We start from the raw sequence: 18,333 nt of genomic DNA, 5'->3' as shown, positions 1-18,333 counted from the left end.
CCGCCCGGTACCCCGGGGCCGCTGTCCTTGGGGCGCCCCTCGACTCCCCCCTCACCCGCAGAGGTCGTCACCCCATGGCAGAACTCAATCGTCGCAGGTTCCTGCAGATAGCCGGTGGCACCGCGGCCCTCACGATGCTGAACGACAGCATCGCGCGGGCCGCCGCCATCTCGGCCCAGGGCACCACCGGAACGATCCAGGACATCGAGCACATCGTCGTCCTCATGCAGGAGAACCGGTCCTTCGACCACTACTTCGGTGCGATGAAGGGGGTCCGGGGCTTCGGTGACCCGCGGCCGGTCCTCCAGGACAACGGCAAGTCCGTCTTCCACCAGTCGAACGGCACCAAGGACGTCCTGCCCTTCAACCCGCAGGTCCAGGACCTCGGGATGCAGTTCCTGGAGGGGCTCAACCACGACTGGGCCGGCGGCCACCAGGCGTACAACAACGGCAAGTACGACAAGTGGGTCCCGGCCAAGACGGCCACGACCATGTCGTACATGACCCGGAACGACATCCCGTTCCACTACGCCCTCGCCGACGCCTTCACGGTGTGCGACGCCTACCACTGCTCCTTCATCGGCGCCACCGACCCGAACCGCTACTACCTGTGGACGGGCCACACGGGCAACGACGGAACGGGCGGCGGCCCGGTCCTCGGCAACCAGGAGGCCGGCTACGGCTGGAAGACCTACCCCGAGCGGCTGGAGTCCGCCGGCGTCTCCTGGAAGGTCTACCAGGACATCGGCGACGGCCTGAACGCCGCCGGCTCCTGGGGCTGGATCAATGACGCCTTCCGCGGCAACTACGGCGACAACTCGCTGCTGTACTTCAACAGCTACCGGAACGCCCAGCCCGGCAGCGCCCTGTACGAGAAGGCGCGCACCGGCACGAACGCCAAGGCGGGCGAGGGCTACTTCGACCGGCTGCGCGCGGACGTGGTGAACGGCGCCCTGCCCTCCGTCTCCTGGATCGCCGCCCCCGAGGCCTTCAGCGAGCACGCCAACTGGCCGACGAACTTCGGCGCCTGGTACATCTCGCAGGTCCTGGACGCGCTGACCGCCAACCCGGCGGTCTGGGCCAAGACCGCACTGTTCATCACCTACGACGAGAACGACGGCTTCTTCGACCACGTGGTCCCGCCGTACCCGCCGGCCTCCGCGGCCTGGGGCCTGTCCACGGCGGACGTGTCGAAGGACCTCTACGCGGGCGGTGGCGGCTACGCGGCCGGACCGTACGGGCTCGGCCCGCGCGTCCCGATGATCGTGGTCTCCCCCTGGAGCAAGGGCGGCTACGTCTGCTCCGAGACCTTCGACCACACCTCGGTGATCCGCTTCATGGAGAAGCGCTTCGGGGTGCAGGAGCCGAACATCTCCCCGTGGCGCCGCGCCGTCTGCGGCGACCTGACCTCGGCCTTCGACTTCACCCGGGCCGATGCCGCGCCCGCCGCGCTCCCGTCCACGGCCGGCTACGTCCCGCCGGACAGGAACCGCCACCCGTCCTACCACCCGACCCCGCCGGCGACGGGCGCCCTGCCCCGCCAGGAGGCCGGCGCCAAGCCGACCCGCGCCCTCGGCTACCAGCCGTACGTGGACGGCGCCCGCACCGTTTCGACGGGCCGGTTCACCCTCACCTTCGCCTCCGGCCCGACCCTGGGCGCCCACTTCCACAGCACCTCGGGCAACCGGACGGACGGCCCCTGGCCCTACACGGTCGAGGCGGGCAAGACCCTTGCCGACACCTGGTCCACCAGCAGCTCCACGGGCAACCAGATCAACCTCACCGTCTGGGGTCCGAACGGCTTCCTGCGCACCTGGAAGGGCCCGGCGAAGAAGGCCGGCCCCGAGGCCACGGCCCGCCACGTCGCGGCCACCGGGAACCTCGCACTGACGCTGACCAACTCCGGGACGGCCGCCGTCAACCTCACGGTGACCAACTCCTACGGCGGCGCGGCCCAGACCCTCCGGGTGGCGGCCGGTGCGACGGTCTCCCACACGGTGTCCCTCGCCGCCTCGGGCCGCTGGTACGACGTGCAGGTCGTCTCCGACGCCGACACGACCTTCCTGCGGCGTTTCGCCGGACACGTGGAGACGGGCGCCGCGGGCGTCTCGGACCCGGCGATCAAGACCGTCTGACCCGGTCCTCCTGCTGCGGGCCGACCCGCAGCAGGAAGTTCCGCGCGGGATGCGCACGCACGTGTGGCGGTGTGACGGTGGGAGCGGTGGGCAGAACCCTCGGCGTCGGTTTTCTTCGCCACGTCACCGAGGGAGAACGCATGGCCATCGCCCACCGCAGGATCGGCACCGGACCCGTCCGCGTCATCGTGCTGCACGACTGGTTCGGCACCTCCGCGAACTGGGGTTCCGTCCTGGACCACCTGGACCCCGAGGGCTTCAGCTACGTCTTCCTCGACTACCGCGGCTACGGCGACCGGCGCGACGTGGCCGGCCGCCACACCCTGGCCGAGATCGCCGACGACGTCCTCGAACTCGCCGATCAGCTCGGCTGGGACACCTTCTCCCTCCTCGGCCACTCCATGGGCGGCAAGGCGGCCCAGCAGGTCCTGGTCCGCGCCCCCGAGCGGGTCGAGAAGCTGATCGGCCTCGCGCCCGTGCCGGCCGAGCCCTACGCGATGGACGACGCGACCCACGCCCTCTTCCACGGCGCCGCCACCGACCCCGGCAAGCGCCGGACCATCCTCGACCTGGTCACCGGAAACCGGGTGAGCGGGTACTGGCTCGACCGGATGGTCGCCCACTCCCTCACGGTCTCCCGCCCCGAGGCCTTCGCCGGGTACCTCGCGAGCTGGCAGCCCCTCGACCTGTCCTCCGCCGTGAAGGGCAACACCGTTCCGGTGCTCGTCCTCGTAGGGGAGTACGACCTCGCGATCACCCCGGATGTGATGCGCGCCACGTGGCAGGCCTCGTACCCGGACTGCCGGATCGTGACGATCCCGGGCTCCGGCCACTACCCGCCGCACGAGACCCCGGTGGCCTTCGTCACCGAGGTGGAGGCCTTCCTGCGGATCTAGCGAAGGGCACGAAAAAACCCGTGGGGCACGAGGAAACCTCGTGCCCCACGGGATCAACAGGGTGAGTGACGGGACTTGAACCCGCGGCCACCTGGACCACAACCAGGTGCTCTACCAACTGAGCTACACCCACCACGAAGGGCGGCGGACCGCCCGTTCGATGTGCAAGCACAGCATAGCCGATCAGAGGGGTGCTCCCGCGACGCGATATATCGGCCTCCGGCCCGGACCCGCGGGGTGCGGGGCCGCGCCGTGCCGCGGGGCGGCGGGCGCCGCGCCCGGCGCCGGCCCCGGTGCCGCCCCCGCCGGGAGGCGACCGGCGCGGCCGCCGCCCCCGCCGCGCGGGGCACGGCAGGATCACCCGTATGACACGTGAACCCGCACCCTTCACGGCCGACGACTACGCCGCCCGGATGACCGCCGCCGCCGAGGCCGCCGCCGCCGCGGGGCTCGCCGGCCTGCTGATCGCCCCCGGGCCCGACCTCACGCACCTCACCGGCTACCGGCCCACCGCCGAGACCGAGCGGCTGACCCTGCTCGTGCTGGCCGCCGGGCAGGACCCGGTGCTCATCGTGCCCGCGCTGGAGGCCCCCGACGCGGAGAAGGCTCCGGGCGCCACCGCGCTGACCCTGCGGGACTGGGCCGACGGGAAGAACCCGTACGCCGTCACCGCCCCGCTGCTGGACTTCCGCGGCCGCTTCGGGGTGAGCGACAACACCTGGGCCCTGCATCTGCTCGGCCTCCAGCGGGAGTTGCCGAACGCCTCCTACGCGCCGCTCACCGACTGCCTGCCCATGCTCCGCGCCGTCAAGGACGAGCGGGAGCTGGACCGCCTCGCCGCGGCGGGGGCCGCCGCCGACGCCGCCTACGCGCAGGTCCTCCACCTCCCCTTCGCCGACCGCCGCGAGATCGACGTCGCCGACGACCTGGCCGGCCTGCTGCGCGCGCACGGCCACTCCCAGGTGGACTTCACCGTCGTCGGTTCCGGCCCCAACGGGGCCAACCCGCACCACGAGGCCGGCGACCGAGTGATCCGCCGCGGCGACATGGTCGTCCTCGACTTCGGCGGCCTGCGCTTCGGCTACGGCTCCGACATCTCCCGCACCGTGCACGTCGGCGAGCCCACCGCCGAGGAGCAGCGGGTCCACGACATCGTCCGCGAGGCCCAGCAGGCCGGCGTGGCGGCGGTCCGGCCCGGGGTCTCCTGCCAGGAGGTGGACCGGGCCGCCCGCGCCGTGATCACCGAGTTCGGCTACGGGGACCGCTTCATTCACCGCACCGGCCACGGCATCGGCGTGACCACCCACGAGCCCCCGTACATGGTCGAGGGCGAGGAGCAGCCGCTGGTCCCCGGCATGTGCTTCTCCGTGGAGCCGGGCGTCTACCTCCCGGGCCGGTTCGGCGTCCGCATCGAGGACATCGTGACCGTCACCGAGGACGGCGGGCGCCGCCTCAACAACGCCCCGCGCGAGTTGGCCGTCGTGGAGTGAGCGTCACGGCGCCAGGACGGCCGCCGACTCGCCCGGTACGTGGATCCGCCCGTCCGGCCCCGGGTGGTCGAGCGGCTCCCAGGCGGCCAGCACCCGTACCCCGTTGCGGCCCAGCGCGATCGTCACCGGGTCCGCGGAGAGGTTCACGACCACCCGGACCTCGCCGCGCCGGAAGGTGAGCCAGCGCCGCTCCTCGTCGTGGGCGACCCGGACCGCCGCCAGGTCCGGGTCGCGCAGGTCAGGATGGGTGCGGCGGAGCGCGACGAGGGTGCGGTACCAGTCCAGCAGGCGGGCGTGGACGGCCTGTTCGGGCTCCGACCAGTCCAGGCGGGAGCGGTCGCGGGTGGCCGGGTCCTGCGGGTCCGGGATCTCCTCGGCCTTCCAGCCGTGCGCCGCGAACTCCCGGCGGCGCCCGGAGCGCACCGCCTCGGCGAGCTCCGGGTCGGGGTGGTCCGTGAAGTACTGCCAGGGGGTCCGCGCCCCCCACTCCTCGCCCATGAACAGCATCGGCACGAAAGGCCCGGTCAGGGTCACGGTCGCGGCACACGCCAGCAGCCCCGGGGAGAGCGAGGCGGAGAGCCGGTCGCCGAGCGCCCGGTTGCCGATCTGGTCATGGGTCTGGCTGTAGCCGAGGAAGCGGTGGGCCGGGGTCCGGCGGCGGTCCACCGGCCGGCCGTGGGTGCGGCCGCGGAAGGAGGACCAGGTGCCGTCGTGGAAGAAGGCCCGGGTCATGGTCTTGGCGAGGGCGGCGAGCGGGGCCGCGGCGAAGTCGGCGTAGTACGCCTGGGACTCGCCCGTCAGCGCGCAGTGCAGGGCGTGGTGGAAGTCGTCGTTCCACTGCGCGTGCAGGCCCACGCCCCCGGCGGAGCGCGGGGTGGTGGTGCGCGGGTCGCACCGGTCGGACTCGGCGATCAGGAACAGCGGGCGGCCGGTGTCGGCGGCCAGGTCGTCGACGGCCGCGGACAGTTCCTCCAGGAAGGTCAGCGCCCGGTCGTCGGCCAGCGCGTGCACGGCGTCGAGGCGCAGCCCGTCGATCCCGTAGTCGCGCAGCCAGGCCAGCGCACTGCCCAGGAGGTAGGCGCGCACCTCGTCCGAGCCGGGCGCGTCCAGGTTCACCGCCGTGCCCCACGGGGTGTGGTGGGTGTCGGTGAAGTACGGGCCGAAGGCGGGCAGGTGGTTGCCGGACGGGCCGAGGTGGTTGTGGACCACGTCCAGCACCACGCCCAGCCCGGCCGCGTGCGCGGCGGCCGTGAAGCGGGCCAGGCCGGCCGGGCCGCCGTAGGGCTCGTGCACCGCCCAGGGCGCGACCCCGTCGTACCCCCAGCCGTGCCGGCCGGCGAAGGAGCACACCGGCATCAGCTCCACGTGCGTGACGCCGAGGGCGGTCAGGTGCCCGAGCCGGGCGGCGGCCGCGTCGAAGGTGCCCTCGGGGGTGAAGGTGCCGACGTGCAGCTCGTACAGGACCGCGTCCTGGAGCCCGGTGCCCGGCGCCGGAGCCGGCCGCGGGGCGAGGGCCTCGACGTCGACCACCGCCGACAGCCCGTCGGGCCCGTCGGGCAGCCGCCGCCCGCGCGGGTCGGGCCAGGGCCCCTCACCGTCCAGCAGGAACCCGTAGCGGCTCCCGTCGGCGGCCGGGGCCTCGGCGGTCCACCAGCCGTCCCGGTCCGGATCGCGCGTCATGTCGTACGTCGCCCCGTCGAGCCGCATGGCGACGTGGCCTGTCAGCGGTGCCCACACCTCGAACTGCACGGACGGTCCCCTCGTCGGCGGCGGGTCCAGCATGCGTATCCTGCCCATCATTTCGGGCGCGGCGGGGGAGTTCTGGACACTCCGGCCCCGACGGGCCGACAATCACCCTGTGACGTCCAGTTTCGAGATTCCCTCCTTCCCCGCGCCGCGGCTGTCCGACGCCGAGCGCGACCGGGCGCTGGGCCAGCTCCGGGAGGGCGCCGCCCTCGGCAAGCTGTCCCACGACACCTTCCTGCGCCGGATGGAACTCGCCCTTGTCGCGCGCCGCTCCGAGGACCTCGCGGTGCTCACCGCCGACCTCCAGTCCCGGGAGGCGGCCGAAAGCCCGTGGACCCGTCGGCTGTTCGGCTGGGTCGGCCGGGTCTCCGCCGTGTCCGTCGGGGTCCGGCGCGCATGGAACGCGGAGAAGCTGCCCAAGCTGCTGATGCCGCACCCGAGCGCGGCGGCCCTGCGGATCGGCCGCGACCCCGGCAACGGGCTGCGGCTGAGCCACGAGACCGTGTCGCGGGCGCACGCGGAGCTCAGCATGCGCGACGGGGTGTGGGTGCTGAGGGATCTCGGCTCGACCAACGGCACCACGGTCAACGGGCGCCGGGTGACCGGCTCCGCGGTGGTCCGCGAGGGGGACCAGGTCAGCTTCGGGAACATGACCTTCCGGCTCTCGACCGGCTGAGGCCGCCCGGCAGCCGGGGCCTTCTCGGCAAGCCGCCGCTCGCAGGGTCGCCGCTCGACGGGCCGCCGCGGCGGCCTGCCGGGGGAGGCCCCGCCGGTCCGCCGCCGGGACCCACCGCGCAGGATGGCCGTCATGGAACACACCTCTGCCGTCCGCCGCGCCCGCGTCGGGGACCTGCCCCGCCTCGAAGAACTCGTCCACGAGCACGTCGCGTACGAGCGCTCCGCGCCGCGCCCGCCGGGCCTCGCCGCCCTGCTCGGACCGCAGCTGTTCGCCGAGGACGCCCGGCTGTGGGTGCTGCTCGCCGAGACCCCGGACGGCACGGTCGCCGGATACGCCGCCTGCTCGTCCGAGTTCGCCTTCTGGGACGCCCGGCACTACCTGCACATGGACTGCCTCTACCTGGCGGAGGAGGCCCGCGGGCACGGCCTGGGAGCCGCCCTGGTGGACGGCGTCGCGGGGCTGGCCCGTGAGCTCGGCCTCGAGCAGGTCCAGTGGCAGACCCCCGAGTGGAACGAGGGCGCCATCCGCTTCTACGACCGCCTCGGGGCCACCGGCCACCGTAAGCTCCGGTACAGCCTGCCCGTCGACCGCTGACTCCTGACCGGTGACCTGAGGCCCGGCGCGGGCGTACGCCGCGCACACCCGTGCGCCCCTTTGTGCCCCTTCGGCGCGGACGACCGCCGTCGTACGGTTCCGGGCTATGAGCGGATACACGATGGAACCGGCCACGCCGATGGAAATCAGCCCCCGCGTACTGCCGTCCTCCGACCAGTGGTCCCCCGTACTCGCCGTCCCGGCGCCGGTCTGCCGCCTCGAGAACTTCCTCGGGGCCGAGCGGGCCGGCGCCCTGCTGGAGTACGCGATAGCGCGAGCCGACGACTTCACGGCGGGAACGGTCGTGGACCCCCTCACCGGACAGGTGTCCCGCAAGGGACGGGACTCGCTGGTCCTCCCCGTGACGAGCGAGGTGTTCAGCGCGCACCTGGCCGACTGCCTGCCGCTCGTCCAGGAGGTCCTGGACCACCGCGCCGCCCTCACCCGGTCGCTGACCGTCCTGACCGCGCACGGCGAAGGCGGCCACTTCGGCACCCACACCGATGCCTCCCGCGTCCGCGACGTGAGCACGGCGCTGTCCGCCGTGTACTACCTCCACCGCCGGCCCCGCGGCTTCGGCGGCGGCCAACTCCGCCTCTACGACACCGTGGTGAACGACGGCAGGGCCCGCCCGGCGGAGTCCTACCGCACCGTCGAACCCGAGCACGACACCATCGTCTTCTTCCCCTCCAGCGCCTTCCACGAGGTCGTGCCCTCCACCTGCCCGAGCGGGCGGTTCTCGGACCACCGGTTCACCCTCACCACCTGGATCTCCGACGAGGAGTCCGACGCCCGACCGGACGCCCGACCGGACGCCCGACCGGACGCCCGGCTCTCCCGCACGGCGCAGTGGATGGCGGACGCGGCCGAGGGCACCCGCCCGCTCCACGACGCCGAGGGCGACCACGACGGCGCCATGCCGGTCGCCCTGCCGCCGTCCGGTCCCGCCACCCGCCTCAGGACGAGCGGGAACTGACGGTCGTTCCGTCCGGCCGCCGGGCCGCGACCAGCCGGTCGTAGGCGGCCAGGACGGTACGGGACTGGTGCTCCACCTGGGTGGCCACCGGGACCCAGCGGGCCCCGAAGCGGGCCGCGAAGTCCTCGCACCACCCGGTCACCAGCCGGTCCAGCCCGGGCGCCGCCGGGTGTTCCTGGGTGCGCAGGACCCGTAGCAGCATCGCGGCGGCGCGCAGGGACAGCCGGCGCCCGAAGGCGTCGATGCTGGCGATGTACGCCGCGGTGGCCTCCGCCGGGGCCCCGGCCGTCCACTCCGCCGCGACCTGGGGGATCAGCGAGAGCGTCCAGTCCACCGCCCGCAGCAGGGGGGCCGCGGCCGGGTCCGGCTGCGGCGGCGGGTCTTCCTCCCGTACGCGGGCACTTCCGCGGACCGCGGCGACCAGCGCGGCGTCCGTGGTGAGCCGTTCGGCCAGCATCCGCAGGGCGCCGCGCGGGTCCGGGTGCGGGGCCGGGTCGTCCACCAGGTCGGAGGCCCACATGGGGACTTCGACGATGGCGGTCGTGCCCGCGTAGCGGTGGGCGTGGTACCAGGTGCTGAGCCGGGTGTCCTCCGGGTGGAAGGCGCCCGCGGCCTCGCTGCCCGGCTGCGGGATCACGAAGATCCCGGGGCCGGGGGAGGGCCAGCCGGCCGCGTCCGAGGCCCCGTTCTCCACCGGGATGCGCAGCTCGGCGGCCGATTTGGCGAACGGCTCGGCGAGGCCGGGTATGTCCCGGGTGAGCTGCACCCAGGAGCCGCCGAGGTCGGTGGCGTGCAGGGAGACCTGGAGGACGGGGCGCAGTTCGTCGATGAGGGCGGTCAGGGCCAGGGTCTCGGGCGGCAGCCGGTCCGGAGGCAGTAAGGACGGCGCCCACTCCGGCTGTTCGGGACCGGGCGGCCGGAAGAAGCTCCGGTGGTAGTCCAGCAGCGAGTACGGGCGGGGCGTGCGGTGCAGGTTCGCGCCGTCCGGGTCGGCGCAGAGCAGGAAGTGCCAGCCGCAGCCCGCCCGCGGCGCCGGGTCGTCGAGGAGGCGCCGGGCGAGCGAGAGGACGGTGGCACCGCCGACGGGCTCGTTGGCGTGCGCCCCGGCGACGACGAGGACGTTGCGGTCGGCCCCGAGCGGGGCGCCGCCCGTGGCGGCGACGGACAGGACGTGGAGCGGTTGCCCGGCTCGGGAGGCGCCGGCCTGCCGGAGCCGTACCTCGCCGGGGTGTTCGTCCGCCAGAGCGCGGGCGGCGAGCCCGAGTTCCCGCGGTGTGGGGTAGCGCATGTCACGGAGGAGAGTCACAAGGGATGCCATGCCCGCGGGGCCCGCCGCCTACTGCTCCGCGGGCCCCGCAGTTCCCCGAATCCCGGATGAAACCCCTGGCCAACGCCCGGGGCCGCGGCCCGTGAGGGGTCGGGCTACTGCTGGTGCAGGCCGCGGCCCGCCAGGCTGAGGAAGGCCTCCCCGACCGCCTCCGACAGCGTCGGGTGGGCGTGGACGTGCCGTGCCACGTCGGCCGGCTCCGCGTCCCAGCCCACGATCAGCTGGCTCTCCGCGATCATCTCCGACACGTGCGGCCCCACCAGGTGCACCCCGAGTACCCGCCCGCCCCGCTCGGCGACCACCTTCACCGTGCCGCCCTGCCCGTGCACCATGCCCTTGGCCACGGCGGTCAGCGGCATCGTGTTCACCACCACGTCGTACGAGGCCTCGCGGGCCTGCGCCTCCGTCAGCCCGACGGCGGCGGTCTGCGGGGCCGAGTAGGTCACCCGGGGCACCGCCGCGTAGTCCACCGGCGCGCTCGCCGTCCCGGCCAGGGTCTCGGCGACGAGCAGCCCCTCCGCGAAGGAGGCGTGCGCGAGTCCCAGGGAGGGCGGCGGCAGGAGGTCGCCCACCACATGGATGCCCGGGACGGCGCTCTCCAGCCGCGACCAGTCGGCCGGGGCCACGAACCCCCGGCCGTCGGTGGCCAGTCCGGCCGCCGCGAGGTCCAGGCCGTCGGTGACGGGGACCCGGCCGACCGCCACCAGCAGGCGCTCCGCCTCGATCTGCCGCAGTTCCCCGCGCGCGGTGCGCACGGCGGCCCGGACGCCCCCGGACGCGAGCCGCTGCGCCCCCTCCAGCCGGGCTCCGGTCTGCACGTCGATCCCGCGCTTCTTCAGGCCCCGCGCCAGATGCCGGGACACGTCCGCGTCCTCCGACGGAACGAGCCGGTCGGCGGCCTCGACGAGGGTGACCGCGGCGCCCATGGAACGGTGGAACGAGGCGTACTCCACCCCGATCGCCCCGCCGCCCAGCACCAGCACCGAAGCGGGCAGCCCGGGCGCGAACAGCGCGTCGTCGCTGGTGACCACGGTGTGGCCGTCGGGCTCCAGGCCGGGCAGGGTGCGCGGCCGGGACCCGGTGGCCAGCACGATGCCCCGGGCGGCGGTGAACTCCTGCCCGTCCTCGGTCCGTACGGAGCGGGGCCCGGTCAACCGGGCGCCGCTGTGTACCACCCGCACTCCCGCATGCTGCAAGTGCCCTTCCACGCCCTTGTGGTTGCGGGCCACTATGTCGTCCCGGGTGGCGGTCAGGGCCGACCAGTCGATCGACTCCACGCTCGCCCGGATCCCCCACCGCTCCCGCGCCTCGGCCACGCCGTCGACGAGTTCGGCCGCGTGCAGCATGGCCTTGCTGGGTATGCACCCCCGGTGCAGGCAGGTCCCGCCGACCTTGTCGCGTTCCGCGAGCAGGACGCTCAGGCCCAGGGCCGAGGCGCGCAGGGCGGTGCTGTAGCCGCCCGTACCGCCGCCGATCACGATCACATCCACCGTGCTGTCGTTGGTCATGCGTCAAGCCTCCACGGCCCGTTGGGGCAAGTCCAAGGAAATGATCTTCTGGATGCCATGCAGGATGCTTATGCTTCGCGGTCATGAGCCTGCGCCAGATGGAGTACTTCCTCGCCGTCGTGGAGGAGTCCTCCTTCACCCGCGCCGCGGACAGCCTGCACGTCACGCAGCCCGCCCTGTCCCACCAGGTCAAGGCCCTGGAGCGGTCCGTGGGCGGCGCGTTGCTGGAGCGCATGCCGCGGGGGGTCCGGCTCACCCCCATGGGCCGAGCCTTCCTCCCGCACGCGCAGCTCGCCGTCCGCAGCGCCCACCAGGCCGAGCGGGCGGCCCGCGCCGCCGCCGGCGTGGCCGGTGGCGAGCTGCACATCGCCACCGTGCACGCGCTGGCCGTCGGCCTGCTCCCGGGCGTCGCCGCCCGCTGGCGGGCCCTGCACCCGGGGGTCTCCCTGGTGCTGCGGGAGTACGGCTCCACCGAGGCCCTGGAGGAGCAGCTGGAGCGCGGTGTCGCCGACCTCGCGGTCGGCCCGGAGCCCGCCGCGTGGTCCGGTCCGCTCGTCCCGATCGGCCGGGAGGAACTGGTCGTCGTCGTCCCCTTCGACGATCCCCTGGCCGGCCGCACGGCCGTGCGGCTCACGGAGCTGGCCCACCACAACTGGATCCGCTGTGCGATGGAACCGCTGGTCGACGGCGTCCTCGTGCTCGACCGGGCGTGCGGGGCGCTCGGCTTCACCCCGCACACGGTGCTGCGTACGGAGCACACCTCGACGGCCGTACGGATGGCGGCCGCCGGGGTGGGCATCGTCATGGCCCCGGCCCACATGGTCCGCGGCGCGGTCGGGGAGGACTGCGCCCTGCTCTCCCTCGACCCGCCGTGGCACCGCCCCCTGGCGGCCTTCTCCCGCGTCCCGCTGACCGGCGCCGCGGCCGCCTTCGCGGAGCTGGTCGGCGCCCGCCCGGCCGCACCGGTCCCGGGCGGGCGCGCTCCGCGGGTCTGAGTGGCGGGCGGGCGCGCTCCGCGGGTCCGGGCGGCGGGCGGGCCCGGCCCGGCGGGATCAGCGGCGCAGCCAGACGCCCACCGGGTGGTCGGCCAGCAGGGCGGCCACCTCGGCCGAACCGCTGTGCGCGGCACGGGGGTCGGTGCCGTCCGGGGAGGCGGGGACGAGCGGGGTCCAGGTGCCGGGGGGCAGCGGCAGCCGGGTGTCCCGCCAGCCGCCCGCCCCGGCCAGCCGGTGGGACAGCCGGGTGGCCGCCACCAGCAGCCCGGGGCCGCGGGTGAAGGCCACCAGGTGGTCGGCGGCCGCGCCCCGGGCCGGGACCGGCGTGTAGCCCCGGAAGAGCTCCGGGCGGTCCCGGCGCAGCCGCAGCAGGGCGGCCGTCAGGGCCAGCTTCTCCTCGGCCGCGTCCCGCGGGGCGGCCCCCTCGTCCAGCCGGGCCAGGGCGCTGCGGGGGAAGTGGGCCGGACGCCGGTTGTCCGGGTCCACCAGGGCCCGGTACTCCGTCTCCGCCCCCTGGTAGACCTCCGGGACGCCCGGCATCGCCAGGTGCAGCAGGGTCATGCCGAGGAGGTTGGCGCGGGCCGCCCCGGCCAGCTCCGCCGGGAGGTCGAGCGGGGTCCGGGCGTACCCGGCCACGCTCGCCTCGTACTCCTCGTCCGGGTCGGTCCAGCTGGTGTGCAGGGCCGCCTCGCGGACCGCCTTGAGCAGGGCGTCGGCCAGCCGGGGCGCCGCCTCGGGGGCCCGGCCGAGCCCCATCGCGGTCTGCCGGGCCACCCAGGCCAGCTGGGGGTCGCCCCCGGCCGGGCCGCCCATCAGCTCCGGCGCCTGGGACAGCGCCGCGATCCGGGCCCGGACGTCCGCGCTGCGCTTGGTGTCGTGGGTGGACACCACGGTGCCGGCCGCGGGCCACTGCCGCTCCAGGTCGGCGCAGTACGCGTGGAACTCCGCGGGCGGCACTGCCGGCCGGCCCGGCTCCCCGCCCACCTCGGTGGCCGACAGCAGCGGCGCGTACCGGTAGAAGGCCCGGTCCTCCAGGGACTTGGCGCGCAGGGCCGCCGAGGTCTGGGCGAAGCGGGCGGCGAAGGCCGGATCCCGCAGCAGCAGCTCCCGTACGCCGGCCACCGCGTCCGCACCGGCCAGCGCGGCGGCCTGCTCCACCGCCCGCGGCGGCAGCTCCGGCTCGCCGGGATACGGCCGGTAGACGGGAAAGGCGATCAGCAACTCCCGGACGGCCGGTGCCAGTTCTGTACCCGCCTGCCGCTCCAGGGTGCCCAGTTCGGCGGCCAGGTCGCCGGTCAGCACCTCGCGTGCGGCCGCCCGGGCCGTCTCCGGCCACTGCGGCAGCCCGGTGCTCTCCCCGTACCGGGCCGCCAGCTCCGCGGCGCCCTCCGGGTCGGTGAGCACCCCGTCCACCCGGTGCAGGGCGTCGTAGCCGGTGGTGCCCGCCACCGGCCAGGCGGACGGCAGCCGCTCCTCGCGGGCCAGGATCTTCTCGACCACCACCCAGCAGCCCTCGCCCGCCGCCGCCCGCAGCCGCCGCAAGTACTCCTCCGGGTCCGCCAGGCCGTCCACGTGGTCGATCCGCAGCCCGTCCGCGATCCCGTCACGGACCAGCTCCAGCACCTTCGCGTGGGTGGCCGTGAAGACGTCCGGGTCCTCCACCCGGACCCCGATCAGGTCCGAAATCGTGAAGAAACGGCGGTAGTTGAGCGAGGTGCGGGCCTCGCGCCACCAGGCCGGCCGGTACCACTGGGCGGCGAGCAGCTCGGGCAGCGCCAGCCCCGCAGTGCCCTCGCGCAGCGGGAACTCCTGCTCGCCGTAGCGCAGCACATCGCCGTCGGCCTTCAGCTCGCAGGTCTCCACCGGCCCGGCGAGCACCGGCAGCAGCACCTGTCCGCCGCCCGCCTCCCAGTCGATGTCGAACCAGCGGGCGTACGGCGAGGCGGGGCCGTCCCGCAGCACCTCCCACAGCGGCCGGTTCAGCCGCAGCGGGGTGGGCACGGCCATGTGGTTGGGCACGATGTCGAGGACCAGGCCGAGCCCGTGCGCCCGGGCGGCCGCGGCCAGGGACCGCAGGCCCGGCTCGCCGCCCAGCTCGGTCCGCACCCGGGAGTGGTCGGTGACGTCGTAGCCGTGCGTCGAGCCGGGCGCCGCCTCCAGGACGGGGGAGAGGTGCAGGTGGGACACGCCGAGCGAGGCGATGTGCGGTACGGCTGCTTCGGCCGCGGCGAAGGGGAACTCCGGGCGCAGCTGGAGACGGTAGGTCGACGTCGGAGTGACAGGTGCCGGAACGTCAGGTTCCGATTCGGTGGTCGCGCGCGGCTGGCTCATGAGAACGTACGTACCCAGCCTGCCGGATTCCGTGCCATTACCCAATGCATCCGAGTGACTGCGCCGCGTTAGTGTTGATCAAGTGGTTGGAACCGTCAACACCTATCGAAGAGTCATCGCCCTGACCGGGCCCCTACTCCCGCTCGTCTCTTTCCTCGCCCGACTGCCCGTCGCGATGTCCCAGTTCGGCATCTTCCTGCTGGTCGCCCAGACCAGCGGCTCCCTCGCCACCGCGGGCGTGGTCGGCGGCGCCCTCTCCGTCGGACAGGTCCTCTTCGGGCCCGTCCTCGGCTGGCTCGCCGACCGGCACGGGCAGCGGTCCGTCGTCCTGGCCGCGGCCGCCGTCAACGCCGTGGCCACCGCCGCCCTGGTCGCCGGGGCGCTCACCGGTCTGGCCACCGTCCCGCTCGCCGCGATCGGCGCCGTCACCGGAGCCTCCGTACCGCTGATCGGCCCGCTCGCCCGCACCCGGTCCGTGGCCCTCGCCCACCGGGCCGGGGCCGACGAGAGCGTCGTCGGCGCCGTCCACGCGCTCGAAGGCACCCTGGACGAGGTCTCCTTCGTCTTCGGGCCCGCCCTCGTCGGACTCGCCGCCCTCCTCGCCCACCCGGCCTTCGCCCTGGCCGCCGCGGCCGGCCTCGTGGCCGTCTTCGGTACGGTCTACGCACTGCACCCCACCGCCGCCGTCACAGGGGGCCGCGCCCGGGCGGAGTCCGGGGGAGCGGCGCCCGCGTCGCGGGACCGCGGCACCGGGAGCCGGGTCCGGCCGCCCGCGGTGGTCCACGCCGTACGCGGCTCGCTCGCCCTCCAGGGCGCCATGTTCGGCGCCTGCCAGGCGGGCATCACCGCGCTCACCATCCGGCTCGGCGTCCCCGACCAGGCCGCCGTCGTCTACTCCGCCATGGGCGTCGTCAGCGCGGTCGTCGGCATCTCGCTCGGCGCGCTGCCCGCCCGCTTCGGGCTGCGGCTGCGCTGGCGGGTGGCGACCGGTGCGGCCCTGGTGTTCTCCGCCCCGCTGCTGGTCACCGACGGCCTGTGGCCGCTGTACGCCGTCGTCACGGTGCTCGGCGCCGCCTACGCACCGCACCTGATCACCGCGTTCGCGCTCACCGAGCGGGCCGTGGAGCCGGCCCGGCTCTCCACCTCGATGGCCTTCGCCGCGAGCTGCCTGGTGGCCGGGCAGGCCACGGCCCTCGTCCTCTGCGGGCGCCTCGCCGAGGCGTACGGCCCCGCCGGGGCCTTCGCCGTCGCCGTCGGGGCGGCCGCGCTCTGCCTGCTCCTCGCGCTCGTCACCCGGGTGCCCGCGGCCCGTACGCACCCCGCCGGGACGCGCATTCAGGGCCCGCGGACCCCGTCGCCGGTGACCGGGGAGAACGGCGCCGCCTACGCCGGGCGCTGAAGCACCACCAGACACCGCCCCGTCAGCGCCACCCGGTCACCCGCCGCGTACTGCGGCCCGGTGCCGGGTGGCAGTACGTCCGCCCGCGCCGTGTCCACCACCAGCCGCCACTGCGCGCCGTGGCCCGCCGGGACGGTGAAGTCCTGAGGCTCCGCACCGGCGTTGAACATCAGCAGGAACGAGTCGTCGGTGATCCGCTCCCCGCGGGTGCCCGGCTCGGAGATCGCCTCCCCGTTCAGGAAGACGGTCAGCGCCCGCGCGTGCTGCGCCTGCCAGTCGCGCGCCCGCATCTCCTCCCCGTGCGGGGTGAACCAGGCGATGTCCGAGAGCTCGTCGTGCGTACCCTCCACCGGCCGCCCGTGGAAGAACCGGCGCCGCCGGAAGACCGGGTGGTCCCGGCGCAGCCACACCATCCGGCGGGTGAACTCCAGCAGCGACGGCGCCGGTTTGCCGGGCTCCGGCCAGCCCACCCACGACAGCTCGTTGTCCTGGCAGTAGGCGTTGTTGTTGCCCTCCTGGCTGCGGCCGAACTCGTCGCCGTGGCTGAGCATCGGCACCCCCTGCGACAGCATCAGGGTGGCCGTGAAGTTGCGCATCTGGCGTTCGCGCAGCTCCATGATCTCCGGATCCTCGGTGGGCCCCTCCACCCCGCAGTTCCAGGACCGGTTGTGGGTCTCGCCGTCGCGATTGCCCTCCCGGTTGGCCTCGTTGTGCTTCTCGTCGTACGAGACCAGGTCGTTCAGGGTGAAACCGTCGTGGCAGGTGGTGAAGTTGATCGACGCGAGCGGCCGCCGCCCGTCGTCCTGGTAGAGGTCCGAGGAGCCCGTCAGCCGTCCCGCGAACTCCGCGAGCGTGCGCGGCTGCCCGCGCCACAGGTCCCGTACGGTGTCCCGGTACTTGCCGTTCCACTCGGTCCACAGCGGCGGGAAGTTGCCCACCTGGTAGCCGCCCTCGCCCAGGTCCCAGGGCTCCGCGATCAGCTTGACCTGGCTGACCACCGGGTCCTGCTGGACCAGGTCGAAGAACGACGACAGCCGGTCCACCTCGTGGAACTGGCGGGCCAGCGTCGCCGCGAGGTCGAAGCGGAAACCGTCCACGTGCATCTCGGTGACCCAGTACCGCAGCGAGTCCATGATCAGCTGGAGCACGTGCGGGGAGCGCATCAGCAGCGAGTTCCCGGTGCCCGTGGTGTCCATGTAGTGGCGCGGATCCTCCGCCAGCCGGTAGTACGAGGCGTTGTCGAGGCCGCGGAAGGACAGGGTCGGGCCCAGGTGGTTCCCCTCGGCGGTGTGGTTGTAGACCACGTCGAGGATCACCTCGATGCCGGCCTCGTGCAGGGCCCGGACGGCCGACTTGAACTCCAGCACCTGCTGCCCGCGGTCGCCCGAGGCGTAGCCGTTGTGCGGAGCGAAGAATCCGATGGTGTTGTAACCCCAGTAATTGCTCAGCCCGTCGTTGACCAGCCGGTGGTCGTTGACGAACTGGTGCACCGGCATCAGCTCCAGCGCCGTCACCCCGAGCTTGGTGAGGTGGCCGATGACCGCCGGGTGCGCGAGCGCCCCGTAGGTACCGCGCAGCTCCTCGGGAAGGTCCGGGTGACGCATGGTCAGACCCTTGACGTGCGCCTCGTAGAGCACGGTGTGGTGGTACTCGTGCCGCGGCGGCCGGTCGTTCGCCCAGTCGAAGTACGGGTTCACCACGACCGAGCTCATCGTGTGCGGTGCGGAGTCCAGGTCGTTGCGCGAGTCCGGCCGGCCGAAGTGGTAGCCGTACACCGCCTCGTTCCAGCTGACCCGGCCGCTGATGGCCCGCGCGTACGGGTCCAGCAGCAGCTTCGCCGGATTGCAGCGGCGGCCGCGCTCCGGCTCGTACGGGCCGTGGACGCGGAACCCGTAGCGCTGCCCCGGCATGACGCCGGGCAGGTACGCGTGACGGACGAAGGCGTCCGTCTCCCGCAGTTCCACGGCGGACTCGGACCCGTCGTCATGGAGCAGGCACAGCTCGATGCGTCGGGCGGCCTCCGAGTAGACCGCGAAGTTGGTGCCGGCGCCGTCGTACGTGGCACCCAGCGGATACGCCTGTCCCGGCCAGACCTGCATAGATAACGACTCTTCCCTCGTTGTCCGAAGATGTCCCGGCTGACCCGGCGTGGACCACGTCCCTGGCAGATCTTCCCCGAAAGAGGGGCCCCAAGCGCGGACTTGGCAGGGGTCCTACCGGGTGACCCGCAGAGCTGATATGCGGGTCAGCGGACTGT

At 74.1% G+C, this 18,333-nt stretch carries 13 protein-coding genes and 1 tRNA gene; 8 read left to right on the top strand and 6 right to left on the bottom strand.

What is annotated here, in order from left to right; genetic code table 11:
• The first annotated feature begins 74 nt into the window (after positions 1-74).
• On the top strand, positions 75-2,135 hold the full coding sequence (locus B6R96_RS08425; protein WP_081522138.1) for a phosphocholine-specific phospholipase C: 2,061 nt from the start codon (positions 75-77) through the stop codon (positions 2,133-2,135).
• Positions 2,136-2,275: 140 nt separating this feature from the next.
• A complete protein-coding gene (locus B6R96_RS08420) occupies positions 2,276-3,031 on the top strand; it encodes an alpha/beta fold hydrolase (protein ID WP_030386039.1) in 756 nt (251 codons plus the stop codon).
• Positions 3,032-3,091: 60 nt separating this feature from the next.
• On the opposite strand, the gene B6R96_RS08415 is transcribed toward B6R96_RS08420, so the two are convergent.
• A tRNA-His gene (locus B6R96_RS08415) sits at positions 3,092-3,164 on the bottom strand.
• Positions 3,165-3,396: 232 nt separating this feature from the next.
• On the opposite strand from B6R96_RS08415, the gene B6R96_RS08410 reads away from it, so the two are divergent.
• Entirely contained in the window at positions 3,397-4,521 is a 1,125-nt protein-coding gene (locus B6R96_RS08410; protein WP_053704595.1) for an aminopeptidase P family protein, read from the top strand.
• Positions 4,522-4,524: 3 nt separating this feature from the next.
• On the opposite strand, the gene treZ is transcribed toward B6R96_RS08410, so the two are convergent.
• Positions 4,525-6,270, bottom strand: a complete 1,746-nt coding sequence (gene treZ / locus B6R96_RS08405; protein WP_081525028.1) for a malto-oligosyltrehalose trehalohydrolase — start codon at positions 6,268-6,270, stop codon at positions 4,525-4,527.
• A gap of 109 nt (positions 6,271-6,379) precedes the next feature.
• On the opposite strand from treZ, the gene B6R96_RS08400 reads away from it, so the two are divergent.
• The 3 genes from B6R96_RS08400 (at position 6,380) to B6R96_RS08390 (ending at position 8,516) form a co-directional block, all read left to right on the top strand.
• Positions 6,380-6,943 carry a DUF1707 and FHA domain-containing protein gene (locus B6R96_RS08400; RefSeq protein WP_030386036.1) on the top strand — a complete coding sequence of 188 codons (564 nt, stop codon included), beginning with the start codon at positions 6,380-6,382 and terminating at the stop codon, positions 6,941-6,943.
• 132 nt (positions 6,944-7,075) lie between these two features.
• Positions 7,076-7,540 (top strand): GNAT family N-acetyltransferase, encoded by a 465-nt coding sequence (locus B6R96_RS08395; protein WP_335755522.1) that lies wholly within the window; start codon positions 7,076-7,078, stop codon positions 7,538-7,540.
• 106 nt (positions 7,541-7,646) lie between these two features.
• The gene (locus tag B6R96_RS08390) at positions 7,647-8,516 is read left to right on the top strand and encodes a 2OG-Fe(II) oxygenase (RefSeq protein WP_081522136.1); all 870 of its coding nucleotides are present in this window, start codon (positions 7,647-7,649) and stop codon (positions 8,514-8,516) included.
• On the opposite strand, the gene B6R96_RS08385 is transcribed toward B6R96_RS08390, so the two are convergent.
• On the bottom strand, positions 8,497-9,822 hold the full coding sequence (locus B6R96_RS08385) for a M14 family zinc carboxypeptidase (RefSeq protein ID WP_081525027.1): 1,326 nt from the start codon (positions 9,820-9,822) through the stop codon (positions 8,497-8,499). The genes B6R96_RS08390 and B6R96_RS08385 overlap by 20 nt on opposite strands.
• A 116-nt stretch (positions 9,823-9,938) precedes the next feature.
• On the bottom strand, positions 9,939-11,351 hold the full coding sequence (gene lpdA, locus B6R96_RS08380) for a dihydrolipoyl dehydrogenase (RefSeq protein WP_081522135.1): 1,413 nt from the start codon (positions 11,349-11,351) through the stop codon (positions 9,939-9,941).
• 83 nt (positions 11,352-11,434) lie between these two features.
• Here lpdA and B6R96_RS08375 point away from each other — a divergent pair, with 83 nt between their 5' ends.
• Positions 11,435-12,346 (top strand): LysR family transcriptional regulator, encoded by a 912-nt coding sequence (locus tag B6R96_RS08375; protein WP_053704600.1) that lies wholly within the window; start codon positions 11,435-11,437, stop codon positions 12,344-12,346.
• Positions 12,347-12,403: 57 nt separating this feature from the next.
• On the opposite strand, the gene treY is transcribed toward B6R96_RS08375, so the two are convergent.
• On the bottom strand, positions 12,404-14,677 hold the full coding sequence (gene treY / locus B6R96_RS08370; RefSeq protein WP_081522134.1) for a malto-oligosyltrehalose synthase: 2,274 nt from the start codon (positions 14,675-14,677) through the stop codon (positions 12,404-12,406).
• 82 nt (positions 14,678-14,759) lie between these two features.
• On the opposite strand from treY, the gene B6R96_RS08365 reads away from it, so the two are divergent.
• Positions 14,760-16,076, top strand: coding sequence for an MFS transporter (locus tag B6R96_RS08365; RefSeq protein ID WP_081522133.1), 1,317 nt, complete (start codon positions 14,760-14,762; stop codon positions 16,074-16,076).
• Here the strand turns inward: B6R96_RS08365 and glgX are convergent.
• Complete coding sequence (glgX, locus tag B6R96_RS08360) at positions 16,061-18,175, bottom strand: glycogen debranching protein GlgX (protein ID WP_030386028.1); 2,115 nt, start codon at positions 18,173-18,175, stop codon at positions 16,061-16,063. The two genes, B6R96_RS08365 and glgX, sit on opposite strands and share 16 nt — an antisense overlap.
• Positions 18,176-18,333: the final 158 nt, after the last annotated feature.

This window comes from Streptomyces sp. Sge12, assembly GCF_002080455.1.
Classification (GTDB): Bacteria; Actinomycetota; Actinomycetes; order Streptomycetales; family Streptomycetaceae; genus Streptomyces.
Note: the sequence above shows the minus strand (reverse complement) of the source record. Positions and strands in the feature narration are given on the sequence as shown.